Source organism: Mycolicibacterium novocastrense, from assembly GCF_001499835.1.
In the GTDB taxonomy this organism is placed as follows: Bacteria; Actinomycetota; Actinomycetes; order Mycobacteriales; family Mycobacteriaceae; genus Mycobacterium; species Mycobacterium novocastrense.
In genome coordinates this window covers 320,571-337,637 of sequence record NZ_LQIH01000001.1, presented here as the reverse complement: position 1 = coordinate 337,637, position 17,067 = coordinate 320,571, and the positions used below count along the sequence as shown (strand labels likewise).

Below are 17,067 nucleotides of genomic sequence, written 5' to 3'. Positions count from 1 at the left end.
CGCTCACATCCGAAAGACGCCGAAGTTCGACGTCCCCTCGATCGGGCCACTGGCGATGGCGGACAGGCACATCCCGAGGACGGTGCGGGTATCGCGGGGATCGATCACCCCGTCGTCGTAGAGCCTGCCGGACAGGAACATCGGAAGTGATTCGGCGTCGATCTGCGCTTCGACCGCGGCCCGCAGCGCGGCGTCGGCGTCCTCGTCGACGGCTTGACCGCGGGCCTCGGCGGCGGCCCGGCTGACGATCGACAGCACTCCGGCCAGCTGAGTTCCACCCATCACCGCGGATTTCGCGCTGGGCCAGGCGAACAGGAACCGCGGGTCATAGGCGCGGCCGCACATCCCGTAGTGACCGGCGCCGTATGAGGCTCCGATCAGCAGCGAGATGTGCGGCACGGTCGAGTTCGACACCGCGTTGATCATCATCGAGCCGTGTTTGATCATGCCGCCTTCCTCGTACTTGCGGCCGACCATGTATCCGGTCGTGTTGTGCAGGAACAACAGCGGGGTGTTCGAGCGGTTCGCCAGCTGGATGAACTGGGTGGCCTTCTGCGACTCCTCGCTGAACAGGACGCCGCGCGCGTTGGCCAGGATGCCGATCGGGTAGCCGTAGAGCCTCGCCCACCCCGTCACCAGCGACGAACCGTACATCGGTTTGAACTCGTCGAACTCCGATCCGTCGACGACGCGGGCGATCACGTCACGCGGGTCGAACGGGATGCGCAGATCCGCGGGCACGATGCCGACCAGTTCTTCGGCGTCATAGAGCGGTTCGACGACCGCTGCGGGAGCCGGGCCCCGCTTGTGCCAGTTCAACCGGGCGACGATGCGGCGTCCGATGCGGATGGCGTCGGCTTCGTCGAGCGCGAAGTAGTCTGCCAGTCCCGATGTGCGGGCATGCATTTCGGCTCCACCGAGAGACTCGTCGTCGGCTTCCTCGCCGGTGGCCATCTTCACCAGCGGCGGCCCGGCCAAAAACACCTTGGACCGCTCCTTGATCATCACGACGTGGTCGGACATGCCGGGGATGTAGGCGCCGCCGGCGGTCGAGTTGCCGAACACCAGGGCGATCGTCGGAATGCCTGCCGCCGACAATCTGGTCAGGTCGCGGAACATCTGCCCGCCGGGGATGAAGATCTCCTTCTGCGTCGGCAGGTCGGCGCCGCCGGACTCGACCAGCGAGATCAGCGGAAGCCGGTTCTGCAGCGCGATCTGGTTGGCGCGCAAGATCTTCTTCAGCGTCCAGGGGTTGCTGGTTCCTCCCTTGACGGTGGGATCGTTGGCCACGAGCAGGCACTCGACGCCCTCGACCGCACCGATGCCGGTGACGACGCTGGCGCCGACGGTGAAGTCGCTGCCCCACGCGGCGAGCGGGCTCAGCTCCAGGAACGGTGAGTCCGGGTCGATGAGCAGCTCGATGCGTTCGCGGGCGGTCAGCTTGCCGCGGTCGTGGTGTCGTTGCACGTACTTCTCGCCGCCGCCCGCCAGTGCTTTGGCGTGTTCGGCGTCGAGTTCGGCGATCTTGGCGGTCATCGCCGCTGCCGCCTTAGCGAATGTGGGCGAAGCGGCGTCGAGTGTGGAGCGGAGAGCGGTCACGTCTGGAATCCCAACGTCTTGGCGGCCAGGGAGGTGAGGATTTCGGTTGTGCCGCCGCCGATCCCGAGGATGCGCATGTCGCGGTACTGACGTTCGACCTCGGACTCGGTCATGTAGCCCATGCCGCCGAACAGCTGGACGGCCTGGTTGGCCACCCATTCGCCGGCCTCGACGGCGGTGTTCTTGGCGAAGCACACCTCGGCGATCAGGTTGGTCTCACCGTGAATCTGCCGTTCGACGACGTGGTGGGTGTACACCCGGGCCACGTCGATCCGGCGCGCCATCTCGGCCAGAGTGTTCTGTACTTGTTGTCGCGAGATCAGCGGGCGGCCAAAGGTTTCGCGGTTGCGGCACCATTCGACGGTTAGGTCGAGGCAGCGCTGCGCACCGGCATACGCCTGCGCGGCGAGCCCGACGCGTTCGGAGACGAACGCCTGCGCGATCTGCTGGAAGCCGGAGTTCTCGGTGTCCACGAGGTTGGCGGCCGGAACCCGAACGTCGGTGTAGGACAGTTCGGCGGTGTCCGATGAGCGCCAGCCCATCTTGTCGAGCTTGCGGGTGACGGCAAAACCCGGTGTTCCCTTGTCCACCACGATCAACGAGATTCCCGCCGCGCCCGGCCCACCGGTACGCACCGCGGTCACCACATAGTCGGCGCGGACCCCGGACGTGATGTAGGTCTTTGCGCCGTTGATGACGAAGTCGTTCCCGTCTTTGATCGCTTTGGTCGTCAGGTGCCCGACGTCCGAGCCGCCGCCTGGTTCCGTGATCGCGAGGCTGCCGATCTTCTCACCGCGCAGGGTGGGGCGCACATAGGTGTCGATCAACCGCTCGTCGCCCGAAGCGATCATGTGCGGCACCGCGATACCCGAGGTGAACAGCGAGGCGAACACGCCGCCGGGCGAACCGGCGTAGTGCATCTCCTCGCAGATCACCACCGCGTCGACCCCGTCGCCGCCGCCCCCGCCGACCGCCTCGGGGAAACCCGCGCCCAACAGCCCGGCCTCGCCGGCCTTGAGGTGCAGCGCGCGGGGCAGCTCGCCCGCGCGTTCCCACTCGTCGACATGGGGGAGCACCTCGCGTTCGGCGAATGTCCGCACGGACTTGCGGAGTTGTTCGCGCTCGGGGGTGTGCCACATGCTCACGGCAGCAACTCCTCTGGTATCTCTTCACCCAACTCGACAGGTATGTCTTCACCCAACTCGACAGGTATGTCGACGGACCTGCTGCGCAGCCATTCGGCCAGCCCCTTCGCCTGCGGATCGAACCGTGCCTGGTAGGCGACGCCCTCGCCGAGGATGCCCTCGATGACGAAGTTGACCGCGCGGAGATTGGGCAGCAGGTGGCGCGAGACCGGCAGATCCGCTGTCTCGGGCAGCAGTTCGCGCAACTTGTCGATGGTCAACATGTGCGAGAGCCAACGCCACTGCGGGTCCGTCCGCACCCATACGCCGATGTTCGCGCTGCCACCCTTGTCCCCGCTGCGCGCGCCGGCGATGAGGCCGAGCGGTGCGCGTCTGGTCTCGCCGAACGCAAGCGGTTCAGGGAGCGCCGCCGGCGGCACGGGTGCCAGTTCCAGAGTGTCACCCGCGGGCGGTATCTCGACACGAGAACCGTCGGCGTGCACGGCGGCGTGGGGCACCTCCGCGGCCGGGACGAAGGCGGGTTTGAACACGCCGTAGACCTGCCCCTGACCGGGCGGGCTGGTGGCGTGGAAGCCGGGATAGCTCGCCAACGCGAGTTCTACTGCTGCGGAGGAGAATTGGCGGCCCACGTTGTCGGGATCGGGGTCACGGACCACGCAGCGCAACAGCGCGCTCGCGGTCTCCTCTGTGTCGGCGTCGAGGTGGTCGGTGCGCGCCAGAGTCCACTCGAGCTGGGCCGGTTTGACGGTCAGGGCCGCCTCGAGCTGGCGCCGCACCAACTCCGCCTTGGCCTCGATGTCGAGGCCCGTCAGGACGAGCGTCATCTCGTTGCGGAATCCGCCGATGCTGTTGAGCGAGACCTTCAACGCGGGCGGCGGCGGCTCCCCGCGCACGCCGCAGATCCGCACACGGTCCGGCCCGTCGTCGGAGAGCTCGATGCTGTCGACACGCAGCGTCGTATCGGGATTGGCGTAGCGCGCCCCGCCGATCTCGTACAGCAGTTGCGCCGTGACGGTGTCGACGGTGACCGCGCCGCCAGTGCCGGGGTGTTTGGTGATGACCGAGGAACCATCCGAGGCGATCTCGGCGAGCGGAAACCCCGGCCGGATCAGGGCGCTCAGATCGGGGAAGTCGCGGGCGAAGAACGCGTAGTTGCCGCCGGTCGCCTGGGCGCCGCATTCGATGACATGGCCGGCCGCGACCGCACCGGCAAGCCGGTCGTAGTCGGTGCGACTCCAGCCGTGGTACGCGGCGGCCGGCCCGACGGTCACGGATGCGTCGGTCACGCGCCCGGTCACCACCACGTCGGCGCCGGAGTTGAGGCACTCGACGATGCCCCAGCCGCCGAGGTAGGCATTGGCCGCCAGAACCGAATCGAATCCGAACTCCTCCGAGCGCCCGACCAGGTCGTCGCCCTCGACGTGTGCCACGTCGGCGGCCAACCCCAACCGGTCTGCGAGCGTTCGCACCGCATCGGCAAGGCCGGCGGGATTGAGCCCGCCGGCGTTGGTGACGATGCGCACACCCCGGTCCAGCGCCAGGCCGAGGCATTCCTCGAGTTGGGTCAGGAACGTCTTGGCGTAGCCGCGGTCGGCCGACTTGGCGCGGTCGCGGGCCAGGATCAGCATCGTCAGCTCGGCGAGATAATCCCCGGTCAGGTAGTCGAGATCACCGCCGGTGAGCATTTCGCGCATGGCCGAAAGCCGGTCGCCGTAGAACCCCGAGCAGTTGCCGATCCGGACCGGACCACGTGCAGAGGTCACGCGGGCTCCCTTCGTCGCGGCCGCTGCCAACCAACCGGTAGGTTAACGATGACCAGCGGTACCGCGTCAAGGTTCGGGCCATCGAATTCCGCTGTTTTGGAGGCTACGCAGGTCGTTGGCTATCCTGAAGGACACTTGCCGGCGCCTACCCGTGCGCGCGGCGCCAGACTTACCCCCTCAAGAGGAGATCTCGACCATGGCTGTGCCCAAGCGCAGGATGTCGCGCGCGAACACCCGTAGCCGGCGTGCGCAGTGGAAGGCCAAGCGCACGGAACTCGTGGGCGTCAACGTCGCCGGTCAGCAGCACAAGGTGCCGCGCCGGTTGCTCAAGGCCGCCCGCCTCGGCCTGATCGACCTCGACCGCCGCTAGCGCGGTGCCGGGCGCACCGGTTCCGGCGCGCCTCTCAGGTCGCTCTCAGACAGGGGGTTGACACTGTGGCTGTGCGCATACTTGTCGTCGATGACGATCGCGCGGTGCGCGAGTCGCTGCGCCGTTCGCTCTCGTTCAACGGTTACTCAGTCGAACTGGCCGGGGACGGCGTCGAGGCGCTGGAACGAATCGCCAGCGACCGGCCCGATGCCCTGGTGCTCGATGTGATGATGCCGCGCCTGGACGGCCTCGAGGTGTGCCGACAACTCCGCAGCACCGGTGACGACCTGCCGATCCTGGTGCTGACGGCGCGCGACTCGGTCTCCGAGCGGGTCGCCGGCCTGGACGCCGGAGCCGACGACTACCTGCCCAAGCCGTTCGCGCTCGAAGAACTGTTGGCTCGGATGCGGGCGTTGTTGCGCCGCACGGGCCCCGACGACGGCGCGGAATCGGCGGCGATGACCTTCTCCGATCTGACGCTCGACCCCGTCACCCGCGAGGTCACCAGGGGCCAACGCCAGATCAGCCTGACCCGCACCGAGTTCGCGCTTCTGGAGATGCTGATCGCCAATCCGCGCCGGGTGCTGACGCGCAGTCGCATCCTCGAGGAGGTGTGGGGCTTCGACTTTCCGACGTCTGGTAACGCCCTCGAGGTGTACGTCGGTTACCTGCGCCGCAAGACCGAAGCCGAAGGAGAGCCGCGACTGATCCACACCGTGCGCGGGGTGGGTTATGTGCTGCGCGAAACACCTCCCTGATGTCCGTGCCCAATTACGGGGCTGCGCCCCAAACCGAAGCGCCTCGACCGCCGTCGAGAACCAGCTCGGTGTCGCTGCGCTGGCGCGTGATGCTGTTGGCGATGTCGATGGTGGCGATGGTCGTCGTCCTGACCACGGTGGCGGTCTGGGCGGTGGTGTCGCGCGCGTTGTATGACGACGTCGACAACCAATTGCGCAACCGGGCACGGCTGCTCATGGAAAGCGGCTCGTTGCAAGCAGATCCGAGCAAGGCCATCGAGGGCACCGCGTATTCGGACGTCAACGCGATGCTGGTGATCCCCGGCCGGGCCATCTTCACGGCCAATCAACAGGGGCAGACTCTGCCGCTGGGCGACCCCGAAAAGGCCGTCCTGCGTGGGGATCTGATCATGTCGTTGCGCACCGTCGATCATCAGCGGGTGCTCGCGATGCACCTGTCCAACGACAGTTCGCTGTTGATCTCCAAGAGCATGGCGCCCACCACCGCGCTGCTCCGACGGTTGAGCACCGTGCTGATCGTCGTCGGTGGGATCGGGGTCGCGGTCGCCGCGATCGCGGGTGGTGCTGTCGCGCGGGCGGGCCTGCGTCCCGTGGCGCGGTTGACCCAGGCCGCCGAGCGGGTGGCGCGCACCGATGACCTGAGACCCATACCGGTGTTCGGCAGCGACGAACTCGCCCGTCTCACCGAGGCGTTCAACATGATGTTGCGTGCGTTGGCGGAGTCCCGCGAACGTCAGGCGCGCCTGGTGACCGATGCAGGCCATGAGCTGCGCACCCCACTGACGTCGTTGCGCACAAACGTCGAACTGTTGATGGCGTCGATGGCGCCCGGGGCGCCTCGGTTGCCAGAGGACGAGATGGCCGAACTGCGGGCCGATGTGATCGCCCAGATCGAGGAATTGTCCACGCTGGTCGGTGATCTGGTCGACCTGACGCGAGACGACGCGGGTGTCACCGTGCACGAGATGGTCGACGTCGCCGAGATCGTGGACCGATCGCTGGAACGAGTTCGGCGCCGCCGCAACGACATTGAGTTCGAGGCGACGACAACGCCGTGGCTGGTCTACGGTGACTCGGCCGGTTTGGCGCGCGCCGTGCTCAATCTGCTCGACAACGCCGCGAAATGGAGCCCTCCAGGCGGCCTGGTGACCGTTCGGTTGATGCAGATCGACCCGATGAACGCCGAGTTGGTGGTCTCCGACTACGGTCCCGGCATTCCGCCCCAGGAGCGCCCGCTCGTGTTCGAGCGGTTCTACCGGTCCACGACAGCCCGGTCGATGTCGGGCTCGGGGCTCGGACTGGCGATCGTGAAGCAGGTCGTGCTCAAACACGGCGGTTCGCTGCGAATCGAGGACACCGTCCCGGGCGGGCAACCACCCGGTACGTCAATGCACGTCGTGCTGCCGGGGCGGCCCACGCATGATCACGCCGACGAGTGGGTCGCTCCCCGACACGCCCCCGTCGAGTAGCCAGGCGCGGGGACCGATGTCAACGATGATTGACACCGGCGGGAATGGGGGAACGAAGATTGGGTATCAACCGAACGTCCTCTAAGTGGATTCTCAGCCCGACGGGGCACTGTTGACGCGAGTCGAACGTTGTCCATTTGTTCAGGAAACGAAGGAAAAGGAAGAGCCCGAGCGACATGACGAACCACCCGAGGTATTCGCCGCCCCCGCCGCCCGGCCGCCGGCCGATGGGCACTGAGTACGGGACGCCCGGCTACCCAGGTGGCGCGCAGCGCCCCGGCCCCTACCAGCAGCAGCCCTACGACTGGCGTTATGCGACGCAGCAGCATGTGGCTCACCAGCATCCGACCCAGCAGCAGTTCCGTTCGCCCTACGATCCCTACCGCGGCGCGGCTCAGCCGCTGACCGGTCAGTCACCTCAAAAGCGTTCTCGCGCAGGGGCTTTGACGGCAGGAGCGCTTGCCGTGGCGGTCGTCTCGGCCGGTATCGGCGGCGGGGTGGCGCTGCTGGCGCAGCCGGACCGCCCCTCGGCATCGTCGTCGATCGACGGCGCGGCGCCCAGTGTGCCCGCGGCCAGCCTGCCGGTGGGCTCGGTGGAACAAGTCGCGGCGAAGGTGGTCCCGAGCGTCGTCAAGCTCGAGACGGATATGGGCCGCGCATCCGAAGAGGGGTCGGGCATCATCCTGTCCAGCGACGGCTTGATCCTGACCAACAACCACGTGGTGTCGGCGGCCCAAGGCGGGCCGGCCGGGCCCGGCGGCCCCGGTGGTTCTTCAGCGGGCTCCGCCGGGGCGCAGACCAAGGTCACCTTCTCGAACGGTCGCACCGCCCCGTTCACCGTCATCGGTACCGACCCGAGCAGCGACATCGCCGTGGTGAAGGCTCAGGGCGTCTCCGACCTCACGCCCATCACCATCGGTTCGTCGGCCAACCTGCAGGTGGGTCAGGACGTGGTTGCCGTCGGTTCCCCGCTCGGCCTCGAGGGCACCGTCACGACCGGGATCATCAGCGCGCTGAACCGTCCGGTCGCCGCCAGCGGTGATGCCCGAAATCAGAACACTGTCCTGGACGCGATCCAGACCGATGCCGCCATCAACCCCGGCAACTCCGGTGGCGCGCTGGTCAACATGAGCGGTGAGCTGATCGGCGTCAACTCCGCGATCGCCACGTTGGGCGCCGACGCCGGACCGCAGGCGCAGAGCGGTTCGATCGGCCTCGGCTTCGCGATCCCCGTGGATCAGGCCAAGAGAATCGCCGACGAGTTGGTCAAGAACGGCACCGCGGCGCACGCGTCGCTGGGTGTGCAGGTCGGTAACGACGCGTCGGTCGACGGTGCTCGGATCGTCGAGGTCACCGACGGTGGCGCTGCCGCCGCGGCGGGTCTGCCCAGCGGAGTGGTGGTCACCAAGGTCGACGACCGGGTGATCAGCAGCGCCGACGCGCTGGTCGCCGCCATCCGGTCCAGGGCGCCGGGGGAGAAGGTCACGCTGTCTTACCTCGACCCGTCCGGGAAGCCGAAGACGGTCCAGGTCACCCTGGGTAAGGCCCAGCAGTGATGACGCCGACGGATACGACCACCCTGAGAGTGGCCGCGCCGCTGTCGCGGGCCGCATATACGGTTGCAGTCATGGAGCAGCCAGGGGAGTTGGTGGGCCGAGCACTGGTCGTCGTGGTCGACGACCGCACCGCACACGGCGACGAGGAAGACCACAGCGGTCCGCTGGTCACCGAATTGCTCAGTGAGGCCGGGTTCGTCGTCGACGGCGTCGTGGTCGTGTCGTCCGACGAGGTCGAGATCCGCAACGCTCTCAACACCGCCGTGATCGGTGGGGTGGACCTCGTGGTGTCCGTCGGCGGCACGGGCGTCACCCCCCGCGACGTCACGCCCGAAGCCACCCGAGACATCCTCGACCGTGAACTGCTCGGCATCTCGGAGGCCTTGCGCGCCTCCGGGCTGTCCGCGGGAATGATCGACGCCGGGGTGTCCCGCGGCCTTGCCGGCATCTCGGGCAGCACGCTCGTGGTCAACCTCGCCGGTTCCCGCGCGGCGGTGCGCGACGGCATGGCGACCCTCAATCCGCTCGCGGTCCAGATCATCGGCCAGCTGTCCAGCCTCGACATCTGACCCGACACGCCGTAAGCACGCAAATGTGATCTTGGTCACAGTAAGGCGGCATCGTGAGTGAGCGATCCAAACCCGCCCGCGAATCAATCGACGAGGTTTTCGGCGAGGTCATCCCGCGAATTTCGGGTGATGAACGTGACGCCCCGACGGCCGACGATGACGCCGAGCGCGAGCGTTGGATGCGGGAAAATCGCCCGCCCCATCACAATTGATCCATCGTGGCGATACCGCGTGAGCAGCCTTCGTGCGTTTTCACGCGTGGCCGCGGTGTGCTGTCTGGGGCCCGACCGGTTGGTCCACGTTACGGCCAGGTGACCGCCCGACGGCGAGCGCCCGGGCTGCCTCCCCGGCAAACGGGCAGGTCGGGTAACGTTCCGCACTCGTACGACGATCTCCCGTTGCCGGGTTCGGGCCCGACCGTTATGTTCCTCGTGTCACAAGCGATGAACAGCACGTAACAGCGACACATGAGATCTCTCATTTAGAAGTGCCAGGCGGAACTACAGAGCACGGTGAGCCCACGGCTGACCGCCGACATAGCTAGGGAGAACATGAAGGTATTCGGTCGGGTGCTGATGGCGTTGGTTTTGGCGATGGCCGGAGCCTGCGCGTCGTTGTTCGTGAGCGCGGGCACCTCTCACGCAGGGTTGGACAATGAGTTGAGTCTGGTCGATGGCAAGGACCGGACGTTGACCATTCAGCAGTGGGACACCTTCCTCAACGGTGTGTTTCCTCTTGACCGCAACCGGCTGACGCGTGAGTGGTTCCACAGTGGCCGTGCGAAGTACATCGTGGCCGGCCCGGGTGCCGATGAGTTCGAGGGCACGCTGGAGCTTGGCTATCAGATCGGCTTCCCGTGGTCGCTGGGTGTGGGCATCAACTTCAGCTACACGACCCCGAACGTCCTGCTCGACCAGGCGCCACCGAGCCTGAACCCCGAAATGGGCTTCTTGACCACCCCGAACCTGTTTCCCGGAGCGTCGATCAGCGCCGATCTCGGTAACGGTCCGGGCATCCAAGAGGTGGCGACGTTCTCGGTGGATGTGGCCGGCGCCAACGGCGGTGTGGCGGTGTCCAATGCGCACGGCACGGTCACCGGTGCTGCCGGTGGTGTGTTGTTGCGCCCGTTCGCTCGACTGATCTCCTCGGCCGGTGACAGTGTCACCACCTACGGCGAGCCGTGGAACATGAACTGACAAACGCTCTCCCGAGCAACGAACAGCCCCCGGACCCTTCCGGGGGCTGTCTTGTTTTCGACCGCTGGTGGTACGGAACGTTGCCATTGGGTAAATGGCAAAAGCACTTTGCTGGTGATCTTGATCACAGAACGTTACAGCAGCGAAACTGTGATCGCTCCGGGCGCGGAGCCTCCGATGTGCCGCAGCACACGCTGCGGCCATCGGCCCAGCCGAAACGACGAGCTTGAAGTCCGACAATACCCGCGGGAAGGGGTTGGAATCTCCTCGTGGCAAGCCTTATTCGCGTGATGAACCGAATTGCGCCGACGAAGAACAGGAGCGACTTCGCGGGCGCCGGCCGCGCTCTCGCGTTGCCGGTTTCCGTCAGCGCCGTTATGTTCCTCGTGTCATCGGATGAGCGAAGCATTAGAGCAGCATGTGAGGTCTCTCATTTGCTCAAATGCCACTCTCATGCGTCGTGCGGCGCTAGCGCCAGCTACGGCTGACACCAGTTGCGGGTCCACAGGGGGTCCGCATCGACTAGCTAGGGAGAACATGAAGGTATTCAGTCGGGTGCTGATGGCGTTGGTTTTGGCGATAGCCGGAGCCTGCGCGTCGTTGTTCGTGAGCGCGGGCACCTCTCACGCAGGGTTGGACAATGAGTTGAGTCTGGTCGACGGCAAGGACCGGACGCTGACCATTCAGCAGTGGGACACCTTCCTCAACGGTGTGTTTCCTCTTGACCGCAACCGGCTGACGCGTGAGTGGTTCCACAGCGGCCGCGCGAAGTACATCGTGGCCGGCCCGGGTGCCGATGAGTTCGAGGGCACGCTGGAGCTGGGCTATCAGATCGGCTTCCCGTGGTCGCTGGGTGTGGGCATCAACTTCAGCTACACCACTCCCAACATCCTGCTCGACCAGGCTCCCCCCAACCTCGATCCGACCCAAGGCTTCTTGACCACCCCGAACCTGTTCCCGGGTGTGTCGATCAGCGCCGATCTCGGTAACGGCCCGGGTATCCAGGAGGTCGCGACGTTCTCGGTGGATGTGGCCGGCGCTAACGGCGGTGTGGCGGTGTCCAATGCGCACGGCACGGTCACCGGTGCGGCCGGTGGTGTGTTGTTGCGTCCGTTCGCTCGACTGATCTCGTCGGCTGGTGACAGTGTCACCACCTACGGCGAGCCGTGGAACATGAACTGACAAACGCTCTCCCGAGCAACGAACAGCCCCCGGAACCCTCCGGGGGCTGTTCCGTTCCCATCAGGTCTTGTCGGCGCTCGTGGTCTTCGCCGTGTCGGGGTCGGGACCCGTGCCGGGGGCCGCGCTGTGTGCGCCCGAGGATCCGTTGGTCTCGGCGAGGATGTTGCGGATCTCGGTGAGCAGGGACAGCTCGGTGTCCTGGGCCTGCTCGACCTCGCCCTTCTTACGCAGCCGGTTGTAGGGCAGCACGACGAGGAAATACACGACGGCCGCAACCAGGATGAAGTTGATCGCCGCGGACAGCAGAACATTCAGGTCGATCGTCTGCCCGCCCCCGATGCCGATGCGCAGTATGCCGTAGTCGGAATCACCGCCCGCGCCGATGCGGCTGATCAGCGGCTGGATGATGCTGTCGGTGAACTTGGTGACCAGGCCGGTGAACGCCGTACCGATGACCACCGCGACCGAGAGGTCCACGATGTTGCCTCTGGCGAGGAAATCCTTGAAGCCCTTCAACATTTGTCTCAGCTCCTGCCTGCCGTGATATGTGGTCGACAGTTACGCACGTTAGCTGCGTTGCGACCGGACAGGGCCGGAACGTCCCGAGTCGGACGGAGCCCGTCAGTGCAGGGTGAGCGTCACGGCCTCGACGAGTGTCGCCGCCGCCACCTCGTTGGCGGCGTGCGCGGGTAGTGCCACCAGAACCACGCGGTCAGCTCCCGCGGTTGTCCCCGAGGGCTTTTCGGACACCAACACCACGATCGCGTCGCTCGCCACCACCCGCGGTCGGGTGTCGGATTCCCCGCTGGCCGCCAGTACATCGACCACGTCACCCGTCCGGATCAGATCGAGCACCGCGGTCTCGTCCAGCGACAGCGGCACGATGCGTGCTGTCGGGCCTGCCGCCGATTCGGCGAGCCTGGGCGTCAGCAGGCGGACGTCGGTGAGCGCTTCGCCGCGGCGGACGGGGCCGGCCAGTGTGGCGCCGACGACCGCGGAGATCTCCGAGTGGACACCGTCGGGAACCGTTGCGGCGTCGAGCTTTTCACGGCGAACATCGTCGGCGGTCAGTTCGCTTCCCGGGCTCAGGTCGCGCGCGGCGACGACGGTCTCGACGTGCTGGTCATCGGGATCGGGACGCACCGCGGCAACGGCTGCGAGCAGCACCAGAGCGCCGGCGGCGATGCGGCGAGCCAGAACGGTGCGTGTCCAATCGGGCCGCAGGATCTCGGTGATCCGGTGCAGCGGCGACGGGTTGAGTGAATCCCCCATGCGGCCAAGTTAGGCAGCGCATCAAGACAGTGGGCGAGATACTCGCCGTCCTGTGGATAACTCGAAGCGTCAGCTCGACGCGGCGGCCGCCGCAGTTGAGCTCGACGAGCTCGAGGAGCCGCTCGACGAGCCGGCGCTCGCCGTGTCCGACGACTTCTTCTCCGACGAGGAACTGGACTCCGAGGAGCTCGACCCGTTGCTGGAACCGTTCGACGAGCTCTTGCCGGATTCACGGCTGTCGGTGCGGTAGAAGCCGCTGCCCTTGAACACCACGCCCACGTTCCCGAACAGCTTGCGCAGGCGGCCGTTGCACTTCTTGCACGTGGTCAGCGACGCATCACTGAATGCCTGAATTGCGTCGAACTTGTCGCCGCACTCGGTGCACGCATAGGAATACGTAGGCACGGGACCCCTCCCTGGTGGTCAAATCTGTTAGCACTCTACCGGCTCAAGTGCTAGAACCGCTACGTGGCGTGCGTCATTCCCCGCCGGCGTCCGCCCGGAGGGCCACCAGCCCGCGCCCCGGCGTCAGCGCATGGGTCATCGGCACATCGTGCGGTTCGGCGGGCAGCCGGTCGACGACTTCGTCGTCGCGGACCACCGCGATGAGCCGCGCCGACGGGGACGCTAAGCGCAGCGACCGGTCGTAGAAGCCGGCACCGCGACCCAGCCGCACACCGCCGCGATCGACCGCGAGCGCGGGGATCAACAGTGTGGTGGCGACCGCGATGATCTCCGGCGCCAGCCACGGCCCTTTCGGTTCCTGCAGACCGAACCGCCCCTCCACCAAGTCACCGGGCATGTACTCGCCCCACTGCAACGGCTTCGGGAAACCCGCGGCGTCGTGCCTGGCGACCGGCAGCAGCACCCGCACACCGCGCCGGTGAAGGGAATCGATCATCTCGGAGGAGCCGGGCTCGGAGCCGACCGGAACGTAGGCGCAGACAGTCGTTTCGGCCGAGACGGACGCCGTCACATGGCGGGTCAGGGCGTACGCATCGGCGTCATGGGTGTGCGCGGCCACGGCTCGGCGGGCCGCCAGAATCGAGGCCCGAAGCTCCGCCTTGGTCGCGTTCACGTCAGCCTCCTCAACCGGTCCCAACACGCCCGACCTCACCACGTTTCAACCTGCCCATGGACGTTAGTGTGTGAACGATGACACGGACTTTGGTCCCGATCCCCTATACGGCGGTGGTGCCTGCAGCGGGCCTGGGCACGCGATTCCTGCCTGCCACCAAGACCGTCCCCAAGGAACTGCTGCCGGTCGTCGATACCCCCGGCATCGAGCTCGTCGCCGCGGAAGCCGCCGAAGCCGGCGCGGAACGCCTGATCATCATCACGTCCGAGGGCAAAGACGGGGTCGTCGCGCACTTCGTCGAGGACCTCGTCCTCGAGGGCACGTTGGAGGAGCGCGGCAAGGAGTCGATGCTGGAGAAGGTGCGTCGCGCGCCGGCGCTCATCAAAGTCGAGTCGGTGGTGCAGGCAGAGCCGTTGGGCCTTGGCCACGCGGTCAGCTGCGTGGAACCGAAGCTGAGCCCCGACGAGGACGCGATCGCGGTGTTGCTGCCCGACGACCTCGTGCTGCCGACCGGCGTGCTGGAGACCATGTCGAAGGTGCGGGCCAAACGCGGTGGTTCGGTGCTGTGTGCGATCGAAGTGCCGAGCGAGGAGATCAGCGCGTACGGCGTCTTCGATGTCGAACCCGTCTCCGACACGAACAACCCGAACGTGTTGCGTGTGAAGGGCATGTATGAGAAGCCGAAGGCCGAGGACGCCCCGTCGCCGTACGCCGCGGCCGGTCGATACGTCCTCGACCGGGCCATCTTCGACGCGCTGCGCCGGGTTCCGCGCGGCGCGGGCGGTGAGATCCAGCTGACCGATGCCGTCGCCTTGCTCATCAACGAGGGGCACCCCGTGCACGTGGTCGTGCACCGCGGCTCTCGACACGACCTCGGAAATCCCGGAGGCTACCTCAAGGCTGCGGTTGACTTTGCGTTGAAGCGCGATGACTACGGGCCGGAACTCCGGCGGTGGTTGGTGGAGCGATTGGGGCTGGTCGACTGCTGAGAGCCCCGACGCGTAGATAGGGGTGCAGTGCGTTCGGTCGAGGAACAGCAGGCACGAGTCGCGGCTGCCGCGGTGGCGCCGCGGCCGGTGCGGGTGGCGATAGCCGAGGCGCAGGGGTTGATGTGCGCCGAGGAAGTGGTCACCGAGCGTCCGCTGCCCGGATTCGATCAGGCCGCGATCGACGGGTACGCGGTCCGCAGCGTCGACGTGCTCGGCGTCGGTGAGGCCGGCGACGCGGCGGATGGGGAAGAGGCATCCGACGGCGATGTCAGCCTGCCGGTGATGGGACTGATCGAGGCCGGCGCCCGCACCCCCAGCAGACTGCAGCCACGGCAGGCTGCGCGCGTGCAGACCGGCGCTCCGATGCCGACGCTCGCCGACGCGGTGCTCCCGCTGCGCTGGACCGACGGCGGCGATGCGCGGGTCAGGGTGCTGCGTGGCGTGCGGTCGGGCGCCTATGTCCGGCGCACGGGCGACGACGTCCAACCCGGCGACGTCGCGGTGCGGTCAGGCACGATCATCGGACCGGCGCAGGTCGGCCTGCTGGCCGCGGTCGGCAGGGAGCGGGTGCTGGTGCATCCGCGGCCGCGGTTGTCGGTGATGTGCGTGGGCGGCGAACTCGTCGACATCTCCCGCACACCCGGCAACGGGCAGGTCTACGACGTGAACTCCTACGCGCTGGCCGCCGCTGGGCGCGACGCGGGTGCCGAGGTGAACAGGGTCGGCATCGTCGACACCGATCCCAAGCGGCTGCGTGAAGTCGTCGAGGGTCAGCTCAACCGGGCGGAGGTGGTCGTCATCGCCGGGGCGGTCGGCGGGGCGGCCGCGGAGGGGGTCCGTGCGGTACTTGCCGAACTCGGCGAGATGGAGGTGACCCGCATCGCCATGCACCCCGGCTCGGTGCAGGGGTTCGGCCAACTGGGGCGCGAGGGCGTTCCGGTCTTCCTGTTGCCCGCCAACCCGGTCAGCGCGCTGGTGGTGTTCGAGGTCATGGTGCGTCCGCTGATCCGGCTGTCGCTGGGCAAGCGGCATGCGCACCGCCGCATCGTGCAGGCCCGCACGTTGTCGCCGATCGAATCGGTCGCGGGCCGGACGGGATATCTGCGCGGCCAACTCATGCGGGATCAGGACACCGGTGAATACCTCGTCCAAGCACTCGGGGGAGCGCCCGGTGCCTCGCACTTGCTGGCCACGCTGGCCGAGGCGAACTGTCTCGTCATCGTGCCCACCGAAGCCGAATCGGTTCGCACCGGCGAGATCGTCGACGTCGCATTCCTGGCACAACGCGGCTGACCCGCGCGGGTGTCGACGTGAACCTGTGGCGGTCGAGTTCGGTACACCCGGGCTGGCCGATGTCTGCGGGTCCGCTGCGTGTGCCCGCCGGCGTGGTGCGGCTGCGTCCGGTGCGGCTGCGAGACGGTGCGCAATGGAGCCGCATCCGGCTGGCCGACCGCGCCCACTTGGAGCCGTGGGAACCGGCTGCCGGTGTGGATTGGGAGACACGACACGCGATCACGGCGTGGCCCTCGGTGTGTTCGGGGTTGCGATCCGAGGCCCGCAAGGGCCGGATGGTGCCCTTCGTGATCGAGTTGGACGACCAGTTCTGCGGCCAGCTCACGATCGGCAACGTCACCCATGGGGCGCTGCGCTCGGCCTGGATCGGGTATTGGGTGGCCAAGGCGGTGAACGGAGGCGGAGTCGCGACCGCGGCCCTGGCGCTGGGGGTCGACCACTGTTTCGGCCCGGTCGGACTGCACCGGGTCGAGGCGACCGTGCGCCCGGAAAACGCCCCCAGCCGTGCGGTTTTGGCGAAGGTCGGCTTTCGGGAGGAAGGACTGCTGCGCCGGTATCTCGATGTCGACGGTGCCTGGCGCGATCACCTGCTGGTGGCCATCACGATCGAAGAGGTCACCGGATCGGCGGCCGCCACACTGGTGCGGCAGGGACGCGCCGAGTGGGCGTAGCGGGCGTGATTTCGCGAGACGTACAACAGGGTCGCGAACCGCGGCGAAGCACCACCCTGGTGTACGTCTCGCGAAAGCCGAACGCCGTGGACTGTTACCAATGTGACATTTGTGACTGTTGGTGCTTGTCTTGTGCGAATTACAGGTGTGTAATTGC

Annotated in this window: 17 protein-coding genes; 10 read left to right on the top strand and 7 right to left on the bottom strand. The window is 67.1% G+C overall.

The window, feature by feature from the left end; translation table 11 throughout:
- Positions 1-3 precede the first annotated feature (3 nt).
- From AU072_RS01690 to AU072_RS01680, 3 genes are read right to left on the bottom strand one after another with little or no spacing between them, the layout of a single operon-like run.
- Entirely contained in the window at positions 4-1,599 is a 1,596-nt protein-coding gene (locus tag AU072_RS01690) for an acyl-CoA carboxylase subunit beta (RefSeq protein WP_064412115.1), read from the bottom strand.
- The gene (locus AU072_RS01685) at positions 1,596-2,744 is read right to left on the bottom strand and encodes an acyl-CoA dehydrogenase family protein (RefSeq protein WP_064412114.1); all 1,149 of its coding nucleotides are present in this window, start codon (positions 2,742-2,744) and stop codon (positions 1,596-1,598) included. The genes AU072_RS01690 and AU072_RS01685 overlap by 4 nt, the downstream gene beginning before the upstream one ends.
- The gene (locus tag AU072_RS01680) at positions 2,741-4,507 is read right to left on the bottom strand and encodes an acyclic terpene utilization AtuA family protein (protein WP_082680896.1); all 1,767 of its coding nucleotides are present in this window, start codon (positions 4,505-4,507) and stop codon (positions 2,741-2,743) included. The genes AU072_RS01685 and AU072_RS01680 overlap by 4 nt, the downstream gene beginning before the upstream one ends.
- 196 nt (positions 4,508-4,703) lie before the next feature.
- On the opposite strand from AU072_RS01680, the gene rpmF reads away from it, so the two are divergent.
- The 7 genes from rpmF (at position 4,704) to AU072_RS01645 (ending at position 11,607) form a co-directional block, all read left to right on the top strand.
- A complete protein-coding gene (gene rpmF, locus AU072_RS01675; protein WP_064350598.1) occupies positions 4,704-4,877 on the top strand; it encodes a 50S ribosomal protein L32 in 174 nt (57 codons plus the stop codon).
- A 71-nt stretch (positions 4,878-4,948) separates the two neighbouring features.
- Positions 4,949-5,635, top strand: coding sequence for a two-component system response regulator MprA (gene mprA, locus AU072_RS01670; protein WP_064412323.1), 687 nt, complete (start codon positions 4,949-4,951; stop codon positions 5,633-5,635).
- Complete coding sequence (locus AU072_RS01665) at positions 5,635-7,104, top strand: HAMP domain-containing sensor histidine kinase (RefSeq protein ID WP_064412113.1); 1,470 nt, start codon at positions 5,635-5,637, stop codon at positions 7,102-7,104. The genes mprA and AU072_RS01665 overlap by 1 nt, the downstream gene beginning before the upstream one ends.
- A gap of 176 nt (positions 7,105-7,280) precedes the next feature.
- Entirely contained in the window at positions 7,281-8,660 is a 1,380-nt protein-coding gene (locus tag AU072_RS01660) for a S1C family serine protease (RefSeq protein WP_064412112.1), read from the top strand.
- Between the two features lie 23 nt (positions 8,661-8,683).
- Positions 8,684-9,229 carry a MogA/MoaB family molybdenum cofactor biosynthesis protein gene (locus AU072_RS01655; RefSeq protein ID WP_165595586.1) on the top strand — a complete coding sequence of 182 codons (546 nt, stop codon included), beginning with the start codon at positions 8,684-8,686 and terminating at the stop codon, positions 9,227-9,229.
- Between the two features lie 551 nt (positions 9,230-9,780).
- Entirely contained in the window at positions 9,781-10,425 is a 645-nt protein-coding gene (locus AU072_RS01650; RefSeq protein ID WP_064412111.1) for a porin MspA, read from the top strand.
- Positions 10,426-10,962: 537 nt separating this feature from the next.
- Positions 10,963-11,607 (top strand): porin MspA, encoded by a 645-nt coding sequence (locus AU072_RS01645; RefSeq protein ID WP_064412110.1) that lies wholly within the window; start codon positions 10,963-10,965, stop codon positions 11,605-11,607.
- A 60-nt stretch (positions 11,608-11,667) separates the two neighbouring features.
- Here AU072_RS01645 and mscL read toward each other — a convergent pair whose 3' ends face one another.
- The 4 genes from mscL to AU072_RS01625 all read right to left on the bottom strand — a co-directional run bounded on the left by mscL (position 11,668) and on the right by AU072_RS01625 (position 13,957).
- Entirely contained in the window at positions 11,668-12,126 is a 459-nt protein-coding gene (gene mscL / locus AU072_RS01640; protein WP_064412109.1) for a large-conductance mechanosensitive channel protein MscL, read from the bottom strand.
- 102 nt (positions 12,127-12,228) lie between these two features.
- On the bottom strand, positions 12,229-12,879 hold the full coding sequence (locus AU072_RS01635) for an SAF domain-containing protein (protein ID WP_064412108.1): 651 nt from the start codon (positions 12,877-12,879) through the stop codon (positions 12,229-12,231).
- Positions 12,880-12,948: 69 nt separating this feature from the next.
- A complete protein-coding gene (locus AU072_RS27415; protein ID WP_082680895.1) occupies positions 12,949-13,284 on the bottom strand; it encodes an FmdB family zinc ribbon protein in 336 nt (111 codons plus the stop codon).
- Positions 13,285-13,357: 73 nt separating this feature from the next.
- Positions 13,358-13,957 carry a 5-formyltetrahydrofolate cyclo-ligase gene (locus AU072_RS01625; RefSeq protein WP_064412322.1) on the bottom strand — a complete coding sequence of 200 codons (600 nt, stop codon included), beginning with the start codon at positions 13,955-13,957 and terminating at the stop codon, positions 13,358-13,360.
- A gap of 77 nt (positions 13,958-14,034) precedes the next feature.
- Here AU072_RS01625 and AU072_RS01620 point away from each other — a divergent pair, with 77 nt between their 5' ends.
- Genes AU072_RS01620 through AU072_RS01610 form a run of 3 tightly spaced genes read left to right on the top strand, consistent with a single transcriptional unit; the run spans position 14,035 to position 16,910 of the window.
- On the top strand, positions 14,035-14,946 hold the full coding sequence (locus tag AU072_RS01620) for a UTP--glucose-1-phosphate uridylyltransferase (RefSeq protein ID WP_064412106.1): 912 nt from the start codon (positions 14,035-14,037) through the stop codon (positions 14,944-14,946).
- 27 nt (positions 14,947-14,973) lie between these two features.
- Positions 14,974-16,239, top strand: coding sequence for a molybdotransferase-like divisome protein Glp (gene glp / locus AU072_RS01615; RefSeq protein ID WP_064412105.1), 1,266 nt, complete (start codon positions 14,974-14,976; stop codon positions 16,237-16,239).
- Positions 16,240-16,256: 17 nt separating this feature from the next.
- Complete coding sequence (locus AU072_RS01610; protein ID WP_064412104.1) at positions 16,257-16,910, top strand: GNAT family N-acetyltransferase; 654 nt, start codon at positions 16,257-16,259, stop codon at positions 16,908-16,910.
- The last annotated feature ends 157 nt before the right edge of the window (positions 16,911-17,067 follow it).

Coding starts and splice junctions, on each gene's coding strand:
- rpmF (WP_064350598.1), top strand. CDS start 4,704: ATGGCTGTGCCCAAGCGCAGGATGTCGCGCGCGAACACCCGTAGCCGG.
- mscL (WP_064412109.1), bottom strand. CDS start 12,126: ATGTTGAAGGGCTTCAAGGATTTCCTCGCCAGAGGCAACATCGTGGAC.
- AU072_RS01665 (WP_064412113.1), top strand. CDS start 5,635: ATGTCCGTGCCCAATTACGGGGCTGCGCCCCAAACCGAAGCGCCTCGA.
- AU072_RS01620 (WP_064412106.1), top strand. CDS start 14,035: ATGACACGGACTTTGGTCCCGATCCCCTATACGGCGGTGGTGCCTGCA.
- AU072_RS01645 (WP_064412110.1), top strand. CDS start 10,963: ATGAAGGTATTCAGTCGGGTGCTGATGGCGTTGGTTTTGGCGATAGCC.
- AU072_RS01635 (WP_064412108.1), bottom strand. CDS start 12,879: ATGGGGGATTCACTCAACCCGTCGCCGCTGCACCGGATCACCGAGATC.
- AU072_RS01660 (WP_064412112.1), top strand. CDS start 7,281: ATGACGAACCACCCGAGGTATTCGCCGCCCCCGCCGCCCGGCCGCCGG.
- AU072_RS01650 (WP_064412111.1), top strand. CDS start 9,781: ATGAAGGTATTCGGTCGGGTGCTGATGGCGTTGGTTTTGGCGATGGCC.